The following is an 11,586-nucleotide window of genomic DNA, read 5'->3' as shown; positions in this document are numbered from 1 at the left end:
TTTATTCCCACTCGATGGTCCCGGGTGGCTTGCTGGTCACGTCATAGACGACGCGGTTGATGCCGCGGACTTCGTTGATGATGCGGGTGGCGGCGCGGGCGAGGAATTCCATGTCGTAGTGGTAAAAATCGGCAGTCATGCCGTCGACAGAGGTGACGGCGCGTAGCGCGCAGACAAATTCGTAGGTGCGGCCATCGCCCATGACGCCGACGGTCTGTACCGGCAGCAGCACGGCAAAGGCCTGCCAGATGGCGTCGTAGAGGCCGGCCTTGCGGATCTCGTCGAGGTAGATTGCGTCGGCTTCCCGCAGGATTTCGAGCTTTTCGCGTGTGATGCCACCGGGGCAGCGGATCGCGAGACCGGGGCCGGGGAAGGGGTGACGGCCAATGAAACTGTCGGGAAGGCCGAGCTCCTTGCCGAGCACCCGGACTTCGTCCTTGAACAGTTCGCGCAGCGGTTCGACCAACTGCATGTTCATCCGGGCGGGCAATCCGCCGACATTGTGGTGAGACTTGATGGTGACCGATGGGCCGCCAGAGAAGGAGACGCTCTCGATGACATCAGGATAAAGCGTGCCTTGGGCGAGGAAATCGGCGCCACCGAGCTTCTTTGCCTCGGCCTCGAAGACGTCGATGAACAGCCGGCCAATCGTCTTGCGCTTGGTCTCCGGGTCGCTTTCGCCCTCCAGCGCGTCGATAAACATGTCGGACGCATCCACATGCACCAGGTGCAGGTTATAGTGCTCCTTGAACATGGCGACGACATCGGCCGCCTCGTTCTTGCGCATCAGGCCGTGGTCGACGAGGATGCAGGTCAGCTGGTCGCCGACGGCCTCGTGGATCAGCAGCGCCGCAACCGATGAGTCGACGCCGCCGGAGAGACCGCAGATTACCTTGCTGCTGCCGACCTGGGCGCGGATCGCCTCGACCGCCTTGGCGCGGTAGGCCGACATCGTCCAGTCGCCCTTGAGGCCGGCAATGTTGTGGATGAAGTTGGCGATGAGCTTGGCGCCATCTGGCGTGTGGACCACTTCCGGATGGAACTGCACACCGTAATATTTGCGCTTCTCGTCGGCGATGAAAGCATAAGGCGCGTTCGACGATGTGGCGATGACCTCGAAGCCTTCCGGCAGCGCCGTTACGCGGTCGCCGTGGCTCATCCAGACCTGGTGGCGCGAGCCGGAAGACCAGAGGCCTTCGAACAGCTTGCAATCCTGGTTTACCTCAAGGAAGGCGCGGCCGAATTCGCGGTGATGGCCGCTCTCTACCATGCCGCCGAGCTGCATGCACATCACCTGCTGGCCGTAGCAGATACCGAAGACCGGAAGGCCGCTGTCGAAAATAATCTGCGGTGCCCGAGGCGAGCCTTCGTCGACCGTCGATGCCGGGCTGCCGGACAGGATGACCGCCTTCGGGTTCAGCCGGTGAAAGGCTGCTTCGGCGGACTGGAAAGGGGCGATCTCGCAATAGACGCCGGTTTCGCGGACGCGCCGAGCGATTAGCTGGGTTACCTGGCTGCCGAAATCGACGATGAGAACGGTATCTGGATGAACTGTCTGGGTCATGGCGAGCCTTTAGAGAAAAGCCTTGCTTCATGCAATCGGGCAATGCCGGCAAGCGTTAAAAATATTGTCCCGATTGTCCTTGGCAGCAGGGCTTTCAGAACCAGAAGACACCGTCCTCAAGCGCCGCAAACAGGCTGTCGACGGCATAGGAAAGTTTGCGGTCGACGATGTGCAGGTATTCCGTCCAGCCGCTGATATGCTGCAGCTCGACTATGCCGTCCGATATGCCGCGCAGCCCGATGAGCGGCAGGCTGTAGGTCTGGCAGGCGCGCAGCACCGCGAAGGTCTCCATGTCGACCATATCGGTGCCGATGGCGGCATAGGCTTCCGCCCCGGAAATGACGTTGCCGCCGGTCGAAAGGCTGGCCGTCGGCACTGCCGGGATACGCAGCGGCAGTTCGACTGAGGCAGGCAGATCGAGGAATGGCGTGCGTCCGCGCTCGAAGCCGAGTGGCGAGGCATCCATGTCGCGGTAGGAAACGGAGCTGACCTGGTAGACCTCGGTCTGTTCCAGCGTTGCAGAGCCGGCTGAGCCAAGCGAGACGACGAGATCTGGCAGTTCGTCGCGGGCGTCGAGCTGCGTAAGCGTCCGGGTGAGCGCAATCGCTGCCTCGACCGGACCGACGCCGGTCATCAGCGGCTCGATGCGGGAGCGCAGGAACGGCCCGTATTCCGCTTCTGCCGCCATCACGAACAGGATCGTCTTGCCGGAAACGGATTTCAGTTCGAAGCTCATCCCGAAATTCCTTCCCTGCCACGGATCACCATCATCGTGCCGGTCATCGAGGCGATCAGCTTGGCCGGTCCGTCGCCGATGGCGTAGCCCCGACCGTCAGCGACGATAATCGTCGTGCCCGGCTTGGTGACTTCGCCGCGAAAAAGGAAGCGCTCGCCGCGGCCCGGCGACATCAGGTTGACCTTAAATTCGATGGTCAGGATGGAAGCCTCCGGATCGATGACGCTGTAGGCGGCAAACCCACAGGCCGAATCCAAGGCCGCAGAGATGATGCCGGCGTGCAGTATGCCGTGCTGCTGCGTCAACTTGATGTCGAAGGGTAGCTCGATCTCGACCATGCCGTGCTGGACACGCGTGAGCTCGGCACCGATGGTTTCCATCGCTGCCTGCTTTTCGAAGCTGTCGCGGATTCGCTGCCTGAAATCGCCGCTGCTGCCATCGTTCATGCCATGCCCTCGTTGGTCACGGGAAAGTGGCATGGCTGCCGGTGCCAGACAAGCGGCGACAGGGCAATTTCAGTTGAGATAGGCGATGGAAGCGTTCAGCACCATCGCAAAGGCAACCCAGGCGGCATAGGGGATGAACAGCAGCGCCGCAATCCTGTCGCGCTGCCAGCGGTTGGCGATGAAGGCGAGGATGACGATCAGCATCCCGAGGATGATGATGAGCGCGATCAGCGGCTTCTCCAGACCGAAGAAAAATGGCGACCAGAGAAAGTTGAGCGCCATCTGGACGAACCAGAGCTTCATGCCTTCCGTCTTTGGCCCCATGAGCCATGTGCGTGCACCGGCAATGCCGATGAGGACGTAAAGCGTGGTCCAGGCAGGGCCGAACAACCAGTTCGGCGGATTGAACGGCGGCTTGACCAATGACTGGTACCAGACGCCGGGCAGATTGAATAAACCGATCGCCAGTCCTATCCCAAGGACGGCGACGATGAAGACGATATAGGTCGATGCTTTGTTCATGGTGACCAACATAAGGTAGCGCCGCTTGTCCGCCAAGCGTCATCCCTTGCCAGTATGCATTCCCGGCTGCACGGTTGCGTGTGGCTCCGAAAATTGACCGACGTTAGAATGGAAAGTGTGATGGCTAGCATCTTGCAGTCGACTGAATCCTACGAGACGTGGCTGCGGACGGCGCTGCCGGGAGAAATTGTGGAGGCCGATCTCGCCCTGAAGCACCAGAAGATGAAGAGCGGCAGCTTCGCGTTCCTTCGCGCCACCTACTGGCGCTGGGCTGAAACCATCCTCGACCTCTGCCCCGAACTGGCGTCGGCGCCCGAGGTGCTGGCGATCGGCGATACCCATCTTGAAAACTTCGGAACGTGGCGCGATTGCGAGGGCCGGTTGGTATGGGGAGCCAACGATTTCGATGATGCAGCGACCATGCCCTATGTGCTCGATCTCGTTCGCTTGACGACGAGTGCCATTCTTGCCCGCAAAGCAAGCTCGCCCTCTACCACGGCCATTGCCGCCGCTATCCTTGCCGGCTACCGACGCGGACTGGGTAGGCCGATGCCCGTTATCCTCGAGCGGGACTACAAGTGGCTGCGAAAGGCCGTCATGTTGTCCAATGGCGAGCGTAAGGATTTCTGGGAGAAATTCACAGAATTGCCGGCCTGCACCGCACCGCCGCGGCAAAAGTACCTTGAAGTGCTCCGTGGTTCGCTGCCGGAGCATACGCGTGACTTTGTTATCAAGCCCCGCACTGCCGGCACGGGAAGCCTTGGCCGTCCACGCTTCGTGGCGATGGTGGATTACTGGCGCGGTGGCCCGGTCCTCAGGGAAGTCAAGGCGCTCGCCATGTCCGCCTGGTCGCTGCGCCACGACCCCGCCAACACCGCCATTCATGCCGGAATTATCGCTGACGGCCGGGCCCGTTCTCCCGATCCGCAATACAGGATCACCGGAGACCTCCTTGTTCGCCGCCTTTCGCCGAACAGCCGCAAGATCGAGGTCGATGGCGATCTCGACACGCTGCTTTCGCCGGACATGCTCGACCTCATGGGTTTCGAGATCGCCAATTGCCATTCGAACGACGCGTCCGTTATCCCGGCCATCCTCGCCGATCTCGATGCGCGTGGCGACGCGTGGCTGCGTGCGGCGGCGAAGACGGCGGCAGCCGCAGTTGCTGCAGAGCAGGCCGAGTATGCGGCAGCTGGCTGAGTTTGGGGCAACTCGTTTGCCCGGGGCAACGGCTACACCGGCTGGCCGATCCTCACGATATGCTGGTCCCAGGCAACATCGCTACGGGCAACACCGAAAGTGCCGTCGTAGGAGGAGACTGCAAAGCCATCCGCCCCGGGCGCAATACCGGCGGCGTTGTCGATGCTTTCGACTTTCAATACGGCACCCGTGCGGCCATCGAGTGTGACAGCCGTGCCTTTGACCGGCGAGGTGACGCCGACCAGATGTTCGTGCCGGTTGACGGCAATGGCGCCGACATAGTTGCCGAGTGCCCGCGTCGTGTCGTCGGGCAGCGTCACGAATGTCAGATCCTCGCCCTTTGCGAAGTGACCGACGAGAGGCGGCAGCGAATTGCGCGGGCCCTCGTACTGGCAGGCAAACCAGATCCTGCCACTGGCATCTATATCCACGTGACGCGTCGATACCTGGGCATATTCCGCCGGCAGGCCGTGTTTTTCGACCAATGCTCCGGTGGCCGCGTCAATCAGCGTCAGCGACGGTTCCATGTGGTCGAGATTGAGCTTCGTGCGGCCAAATTCCGGATGGGTCTCGATTCCGCCGTTGGCGACGACGATGAGACGGCCGTCGTCCGACACCGTCATGTCGTGCGGCCCGGTGCCGAAGGTCTGGTATTCGCTAATGCGGGAGAACCGATTGTGGGCGTCGTAGAGGCCGATGACGCCGCGATTGTTGTCGAAGTCGTTCTCGCTGGCATAGAGCAACCGGCCGTCCGGAGAAAATGTCCCATGGCCGTAGAAATGGCGCCCCTGAGCTGCGGCGATGACGATCGGCTCGGTCTTGCCGAAAGGATCGAAAATCATCGCATAGGTGCCGGGGCGGCGGGCGAAGGCAACGGTATGGCCGGTCGCATTCGAAAAGGCCATGCCGTGGGCGCGGGCGGGAAGCGCCACGCGATCGACGATCTCGCCGCGCTCGGTCACGGTCGCCACGGCAAAGGAGCCGTCGGCCGCGCGGATGCCCGATGCATAGACCGCATCGGCCCGCTCCAGTGCCATCAGCGCGCCCGGTCGCAGGCAGGCGAGGAAACCGATTCCGGCAGCCTTGACGAAGTTTCGGCGATCGATGAGCGCGCTGCGCAAGGCCTCAGTCTCCGTCAGCAAACGAAAAGCCGGCCGACAGACCGATGTCCACGCCATAGCCGTCGGAGAGATCGGTCGCCAGCAAGCGGGCTTCGGCAAGCAGAGTATCGATCTTGCCGCGCTCGGAGGGGTCGGCGATGGCGGCTTCGATATCCGGATTGATCGAGCCTGCGGTGGCGATCAACTGGCTCAGTCTCGTGTCTATCTTCGCTGCGATATCGTGTTTGCCCGGCGGCAGGAGATCGGTCATGCCAGCTTTCTGCCACAGAGCCTGCAAGCCTTCGAGGTTGGCCTTCACCGAGGGCCAGGTGTTTCGGGAGCGCCAGTAGATGGCCATGTGCGGTCGGGCCGCCGCAGGGTCGCCCTTGTAGAATGTCTCCAGCCGCTGGTCGCGGACGTTCTCAGCCCCGTGGACAAGGATGCCGAGCAGCGCGGTGATGGCTTCCTTGTTGTCCATGAAATCGTCGCTGGTCTTGCCGGGTGTCTTCCAGGAGGCCTGTACGCCCTTCGGGTCGTCCCATTCGGCTGAAATATCGCCGGAGACCTCCGCGATATTGCCGGCGATGGCCGCGCCATAGCGGCATCGGAAGCCGTTTTTATCGGTGGCAAGCGTCTCGGAGCCATTGCCATACAACACGTATTCCAGCGCCGTCAGGCTCTGCAGCGCAACGCTCTTGGCGGCAACATCGGCAACTGTGGTGTCCTTCTCGTCGGCCTTGGCGATGAGCGCTTGCACCTGCTTCATGCCGATGCCCTTGCGGTCGGGGTAAAACAGGATGTGCTCGAAGCGGTTCTTGTCGAGAACCGGGCCAACCTGGACAATCTCGATCATGGACCAGGCTGTGATGGTGTCGGTGAAGGCAGCTTTGGCGCTCGTCTCCGCCTGCGCCGAGGGATTTTTGCAAAGACCTGTCATCGCGATCGAAAGCGCCTCTGCGGACGCGTGCATCCTGGCATAGCCGGGGCGGATGACATCATCCACCGCCTTCTGCATGACGCCGGGGACAGCCGCGTCGTTCATGGGACCAGGCGCCGGCGTCTCCGCAAGGGCCGGCATAGCAGCGCTTGTCAACAGCAGGGCAGCAGCTAGAAATTTCCAGGGGTGCATCACAGGGACTCCACAAAGGTGATCAGGGCTTGCCTATCGTCTTTCGACAGGGATGCAAATGCGTCGCGCGCTTTTGTCGCCTCGCCGCCATGCCAGAGTATGGCTTCGGTCAGGCTGCGCGCACGGCCGTCGTGCAGGAAGAAGGTATGGCCGCTGACGGTTTTCGTCAGGCCGATGCCCCACAGCGGAGGGGTGCGCCAGTCCTTGCCGCTCGCCACGCCGACCGGTTGGCCGTCGGCGAGACCGTCGCCCATGTCGTGGAGGAGGAAATCGGAATAGGGCCAGATAAGTTGAAAGGACTGCGCCTCGGTGCCGGCATCGCTGCGGGTGACGAATTTCGGCGTGTGGCAGGCAATGCAGCCGGACTCGTAGAACATCTCCTTGCCGTGCAGCACGGTCGGATCGCTGGGCTTGCGGCGCGCCGGCACGGCGAGGTTCTCGGAATAGAACGTCATGAGATCGAGCACTGCCTCCGGGGCTTCCGTCGGGCCGAGGCGCTTCTGCACGCCATCAGGCATGGCCAGACATTGCGGCTCCCGGGCGGTACAATCGCCATAGGCGTTCGGCCTGTCGGGGTTGGAGATGCCGATATCGCCTTCGAGGGCAGCCGAGGACTGGTCGCGCACCGTGGCATTCTGCGCCTTCCAGCCGAAGCGTCCGAGCGCAAGCTTGCCGGTCCTGTTGTCGCGCACGATCGCAGCCTTGCCAGCAATGCCATCATGGTCGCGGTCGTCGGGGTCGGCATGCTCTAGGATATCGGCATCCGGAATGGCCTCGATCAGCCCAAGCCCGAGCATGGCCGGGGCGACGCGCGCCGAAAGCGTTGTGTCCGGCCCGAGCGGGCCATAGGCGAGATCGGTGGCGGAATAGCGCGGCTGGCGGAGCGATACCGTCTCGCCACCTGCAAGGGTGACGGCATGTTCGGTGTAGTCGACAGCGACCTGACCCTCGCCTGCAAGCCCCGGCACTGCCGTGTCCTGAAGCTGGGTGCCATAGGTTGCGTCCGGAAAATTGACGACACGGGCGTCCGCCAAGGCCTGGCGCTCCTCGGCTGTTCTTGCCGGCCGCGCCAGCCGGAGGAACATGGTGGCAGCTCTGCCCGAAGTCTCCGGCGGGTGGCCGCGGCCGTCATTGATGTGACAGCTTTGGCAGGAGCGGGCATTGAACAGCGGCCCGAGGCCATCGGTCGCCTGCGTCGATGACGGCGAGGAGACCCAGAGCTGGCGGAACAGCGCGTTGCCGAGATGAAAGTCGAGCGCGCGTGCCGGATCGAGATTGGTCGGAGGCTGGGAGAAGGCCTGATCGTTGACGGCAGCAGTCGACGTCCCGGCGCCGCTTTCCATCGTCTCATAGGTCTCCGCCCGGGAGAAGTCCGTCGTCGGGCGGGTCACGGCCTGCACGCGCTTCAATTGCGCCGGCGTCAGGTCGGTGCGGACCGCAGGTGCATCGATCCCGTCGGCAGCCACCGGCAATCCGCTGCAGCCAAGCGCAGCAGCCAGCAGTGCGAGGGTGAAAATGCGACGGCCAGGATGGTCTGTCATATTGGACGAAAGGGCGGCGGCATCGTGCCACCGCCCTTCTTCATCACTTCTTGAAGACGGAGCCGGGGTTGTCGAGGCTGTCAGAACCTTCAAGCTTGACCGTTCCGACGTCGAGCGCAGCGATAACCCGCTGGATGCTTTTGGTCTGGTCCAGCAACCCGTCGATGACGCTCTGGACAACGGCGTTGCCCTTGGAGTTGCCTTCGCCGATCATCTGGTCGTACTTCTCGACGGTCTCGCCACGCTTGACCATGGCATCGGCCGCCTTCTGGGTGAGGGCGAACTTGGCCATCATTTCCTTATCGACGGCCTTGTCCTTCTCGGCCACCAGCTCGTGTAGCGAGGGACCCTTCATCTTGGTGCCGTCGATGCGCGTGTAGTTGCCGGTGTAGGCCGACTGGATGCCGACGATGTCGTTGTTATAGGTGTTGTAGGTATTGTCCGAGAAGCAATCATGCTCCTGCTCCGGATCGTGTAGCAGCAGGCCGAGCTTCATGCGTTCGCCAGCCAGCTCGCCATAGGAGAGCGAGCCCATGCCGGTCAGGATGGCAACGATACCGGCTTTCGGGTCCTTCTCGTCTTCCTTGGTGGCAGCACCATCGGGCGCCCAGTCGTCGGTCATGGTCTGGAGATCGGCAACCAGCTTGGTCGATGCCGACTTCAGATACTCGGCGCGGCGATCGCAATTGCCGCCGGTGCAGTTCTTCACGTCGTAGTCCGTGGCTGGACGTTCGCCGGCACCCGGGCCGGTGCCGTGCAGGTCCTGGCCCCACAGCAGAAATTCGATGGCGTGGTAGCCGGTGCCGACATTCGCGTCGACCTTGCCTGCGCTGTTCAGCGAGGTGATGAACTCAGGCGTCAGATGCGACGCGTCGACGTCCTTGCCATCGATCTTGATCGTCTTGTTGGCGATGACGTTGGCGACATAAAGGGCATTTTCGTCGCTTTCCGTGCCGTAGGACTTGTCGACATAGTCGATCAGACCTTCGTCCAGCGGCCAGGAGTTCACGTCGCCTTCCCAGTCGTCAACGATCTTGTTGCCGAAGCGGTAGACTTCCGACTGCGAATACGGAACGCGGGCCTTGATCCATGCGGCGCGGGCAGCGTCGAGCGTCTTCTTGCTCGGCGTCGCGATCAGCGCATCGATGGCCTTGTCGAGCGCCTTTGCGAGCGTCAGCGAATCCTCGTACTTCGCATGGGCGACGTCTGCATAATGCTTGACGATGGCAGCCTCATCGACGGCAGCGCGGGCCGGAAGAGCGTAGGCGGTCATGGAGGTAGCGGCGAGCGCCAAGGCGGCGTAAAATCTGATTTTCAATATCGTAATCCTCTACAGCGACTGTCTGCGCCATCGGAAACTGGGGCGATGGCTTCATGGCCGAAAAATAAAGTGGTGTCAAACACTCTAGTTTGGAATGAATTTAAGCGCGGCCTGTCCCTGGGATGCCCAAAATGCGAAACGCCTTTGCTTGCAAAGCAGGGCGTTGCGGCGCAAAACGCTGTTCAAACCGAAACTTTAGAAGTTCGCCATGATCCATCGCCATTTAAGACACTTCATTCACCGCCACGAGCCCAGGGGCCACTGGCACGGGCAGTTAAAGGCCGGTATCGGCGCCTGCGTCGGCATGCTTGCCGTCGGGGCGTTGGCGATCATGACGGGAATTCCGCTGCTGATCGCACCGTTCGGCGCCACGGCCGTGCTGATATTCGGACAGCCGAAGAGCCCGCTGGCACAGCCTGCCAATGTGTTCGGCGGCTATCTCATTGCCGCCGCCATCGGCAGCCTCGCCATGGCCGTTGCGCCCGGCCTCTGGTGGACGGCGGCCATCGCTGTGGGCGTAGCGATCGGAGCCATGCAATTGCTGCGCGTTACCCATCCGCCGGCCGGCGCGGTGCCGTTGGTGACCTTCGCCTCCCACCTTTCGGCGGGTCTGTTATTCACCGTCGTCGTGGTCGGCGCGCTGGCATTGATCGCCATTGCCGTTCTGCATCATGCCATCCCGCCGAAACATCAATATCCGCTGCGGGTGGATTGAATTACGGATTGCGACGCATCCGGCAGAAGAAGAAGCCGTCTGTATCGGTGGAGGCGGGCGTCAGCGTGATCGTCTTGCCATCCGACGAGCGCGGCTGCTGTGCGTCCGCACCGAACAGCGCTGTCCACGAACTCAGCGACTCGATGATCTCAAATTGCGGGTTGTCGGTGGTAAAACGCTGAACTTGAGCCTCGTTTTCTTCCGGAAGTACGGAGCAGGTCACATAAATAAGAATACCGCCCGGCCTGACATATTCGGATGCCTGCAGTAGGGCGTCGTGCTGCTGGCCGATCCGCTCATCGAGGTTCTTTTGCGTCAACCGCCATTTGGTGTCCGGCCGCCGCCGCCAGGTGCCGGTTCCGGTGCAGGGAGCATCGACCAATACCTTGTCGAAGCGACCGACGAGCGCGGCTAGGCTGGTCTTGTCGTCGTGGACCTGAACGTTGCGGGTGCCTGCGCGCTTGAGACGCTCGATGATGGGCGCCAGTCGCTTCCGATCGGAATCGTAGGCATGCACCTGGCCCTTGTTGTTCATCGCCGCAGCCATTGCGAGCGTCTTGCCGCCTCCGCCGGCGCAATAGTCGAGAACTTGATCGCCTTCCGCCGGCATGACCAGATCTGCAACGATTTGCGAGCCTTCGTCCTGGACTTCGAACCAACCTTTTTGGAACGAAAGCTCAGCCGTGACGTTAGGGAGACGGGAAGCACCTTCGCCTGCGGCAATTCGGATGCCGTATCGGGCGATCTTCGCGGGGTGAGCGCCCACCCGTTCAAGCGCCTTGGCAGCCTTTTCCCGGGAAGACTTGAGTGCATTGGCGCGAAGATCGAGCGTGGGACGCTCGGCCAGCGATTTTGCCTCGGCCAGCCAGTCGGAACCAAATGCCGTTTCGAAAGACGCCTGCGTCCATTCCGGGATGTCGCCCTGGATATAGCCTTCGGCATCGGCGAGTGAGCGGCTTGCAAATGCGGCAACCGAGGCATCGCTCAGCGGTTCGGGCGCAAAGCGGTCGCCCTCCGTATCTGACGCCAGGCTTTCGGGCGTAACGCCCCATTGGCGAAACAAAACGGCATGGGCAAGAGCGGCAGGGCCGTCATCGTCCATGAGGTAGGCATGGGATAGACGCATGCGAAGTGCGTCGTAGACGATATTTCCGATTGCAGCCCGATCGCCCGATCCGGCGAAACGGTGACCCAATCCCCAGTCCTTTAGCGCGTCGGCGACAGGTCGCTTGCGGGCCTCGATATCGGCAAGGATCTCAATGGCCCCTTGAAGCCTGCCGCCCAGACGCATGTACTCTTCTCCCGGATATCT

Annotated in this window: 11 protein-coding genes; 2 read left to right on the top strand and 9 right to left on the bottom strand. The window is 62.1% G+C overall.

The annotated features are described in order from the left end of the window. Position 1: 1 nt before the first annotated feature. The 4 genes from guaA to J5278_RS18105 form a co-directional block, all read right to left on the bottom strand. Positions 2-1,564, bottom strand: coding sequence for a glutamine-hydrolyzing GMP synthase (gene guaA / locus J5278_RS18120; RefSeq protein ID WP_209182515.1), 1,563 nt, complete (start codon positions 1,562-1,564; stop codon positions 2-4). Between the two features lie 94 nt (positions 1,565-1,658). Beyond that, positions 1,659-2,300: a 5'-methylthioadenosine/S-adenosylhomocysteine nucleosidase gene (locus tag J5278_RS18115; RefSeq protein WP_209182516.1), complete on the bottom strand. Its 642-nt coding sequence runs from the start codon at positions 2,298-2,300 to the stop codon at positions 1,659-1,661. Then, positions 2,297-2,746 (bottom strand): PaaI family thioesterase, encoded by a 450-nt coding sequence (locus J5278_RS18110; protein WP_111216155.1) that lies wholly within the window; start codon positions 2,744-2,746, stop codon positions 2,297-2,299. Before J5278_RS18110 ends, J5278_RS18115 begins: the two co-directional genes overlap by 4 nt. A 69-nt stretch (positions 2,747-2,815) precedes the next feature. Beyond that, positions 2,816-3,268: a TspO/MBR family protein gene (locus J5278_RS18105; protein WP_209182517.1), complete on the bottom strand. Its 453-nt coding sequence runs from the start codon at positions 3,266-3,268 to the stop codon at positions 2,816-2,818. A 120-nt stretch (positions 3,269-3,388) separates the two neighbouring features. On the opposite strand from J5278_RS18105, the gene J5278_RS18100 reads away from it, so the two are divergent. Then, positions 3,389-4,468 carry a DUF2252 family protein gene (locus J5278_RS18100; RefSeq protein WP_209182518.1) on the top strand — a complete coding sequence of 360 codons (1,080 nt, stop codon included), beginning with the start codon at positions 3,389-3,391 and terminating at the stop codon, positions 4,466-4,468. Positions 4,469-4,500: 32 nt separating this feature from the next. On the opposite strand, the gene J5278_RS18095 is transcribed toward J5278_RS18100, so the two are convergent. From J5278_RS18095 to J5278_RS18080, 4 genes are read right to left on the bottom strand one after another with little or no spacing between them, the layout of a single operon-like run. Continuing rightward, positions 4,501-5,646, bottom strand: coding sequence for a DUF1513 domain-containing protein (locus J5278_RS18095; RefSeq protein ID WP_209187302.1), 1,146 nt, complete (start codon positions 5,644-5,646; stop codon positions 4,501-4,503). Then, on the bottom strand, positions 5,594-6,697 hold the full coding sequence (locus tag J5278_RS18090) for an imelysin family protein (RefSeq protein WP_209182520.1): 1,104 nt from the start codon (positions 6,695-6,697) through the stop codon (positions 5,594-5,596). Before J5278_RS18090 ends, J5278_RS18095 begins: the two co-directional genes overlap by 53 nt. Continuing rightward, positions 6,697-8,238 (bottom strand): di-heme oxidoredictase family protein, encoded by a 1,542-nt coding sequence (locus J5278_RS18085; RefSeq protein ID WP_209182835.1) that lies wholly within the window; start codon positions 8,236-8,238, stop codon positions 6,697-6,699. The genes J5278_RS18090 and J5278_RS18085 overlap by 1 nt, the downstream gene beginning before the upstream one ends. A gap of 43 nt (positions 8,239-8,281) precedes the next feature. Then, positions 8,282-9,511, bottom strand: coding sequence for an imelysin family protein (locus tag J5278_RS18080; RefSeq protein ID WP_209182836.1), 1,230 nt, complete (start codon positions 9,509-9,511; stop codon positions 8,282-8,284). A 259-nt stretch (positions 9,512-9,770) separates the two neighbouring features. Between J5278_RS18080 and J5278_RS18075 the strand changes: the two genes are divergently transcribed. Beyond that, entirely contained in the window at positions 9,771-10,274 is a 504-nt protein-coding gene (locus J5278_RS18075; protein WP_209182837.1) for an HPP family protein, read from the top strand. Position 10,275: 1 nt separating this feature from the next. Here J5278_RS18075 and J5278_RS18070 read toward each other — a convergent pair whose 3' ends face one another. Further along, a complete protein-coding gene (locus J5278_RS18070; protein ID WP_209182521.1) occupies positions 10,276-11,565 on the bottom strand; it encodes an RsmB/NOP family class I SAM-dependent RNA methyltransferase in 1,290 nt (429 codons plus the stop codon). Between the last annotated feature and the right edge of the window lie 21 nt (positions 11,566-11,586).

This window comes from Rhizobium sp. B21/90, assembly GCF_019355815.1.
GTDB lineage: Bacteria > Pseudomonadota > Alphaproteobacteria > Rhizobiales > Rhizobiaceae > Rhizobium > Rhizobium rhododendri.
This window is presented reverse-complemented; position numbering and strand designations above follow the sequence as displayed.

Bases quoted from the DNA above. Each gene is read 5' to 3' on its own strand.
- J5278_RS18105 (WP_209182517.1), bottom strand. From the start codon at position 3,268: ATGAACAAAGCATCGACCTATATCGTCTTCATCGTCGCCGTCCTTGGG.
- J5278_RS18090 (WP_209182520.1), bottom strand. From the start codon at position 6,697: ATGCACCCCTGGAAATTTCTAGCTGCTGCCCTGCTGTTGACAAGCGCT.
- J5278_RS18110 (WP_111216155.1), bottom strand. From the start codon at position 2,746: ATGAACGATGGCAGCAGCGGCGATTTCAGGCAGCGAATCCGCGACAGC.
- J5278_RS18085 (WP_209182835.1), bottom strand. From the start codon at position 8,238: ATGACAGACCATCCTGGCCGTCGCATTTTCACCCTCGCACTGCTGGCT.
- J5278_RS18080 (WP_209182836.1), bottom strand. From the start codon at position 9,511: ATGACCGCCTACGCTCTTCCGGCCCGCGCTGCCGTCGATGAGGCTGCC.
- J5278_RS18095 (WP_209187302.1), bottom strand. From the start codon at position 5,646: ATGGCGTGGACATCGGTCTGTCGGCCGGCTTTTCGTTTGCTGACGGAG.
- J5278_RS18100 (WP_209182518.1), top strand. From the start codon at position 3,389: ATGGCTAGCATCTTGCAGTCGACTGAATCCTACGAGACGTGGCTGCGG.
- J5278_RS18070 (WP_209182521.1), bottom strand. From the start codon at position 11,565: ATGCGTCTGGGCGGCAGGCTTCAAGGGGCCATTGAGATCCTTGCCGAT.
- guaA (WP_209182515.1), bottom strand. From the start codon at position 1,564: ATGACCCAGACAGTTCATCCAGATACCGTTCTCATCGTCGATTTCGGC.
- J5278_RS18115 (WP_209182516.1), bottom strand. From the start codon at position 2,300: ATGAGCTTCGAACTGAAATCCGTTTCCGGCAAGACGATCCTGTTCGTG.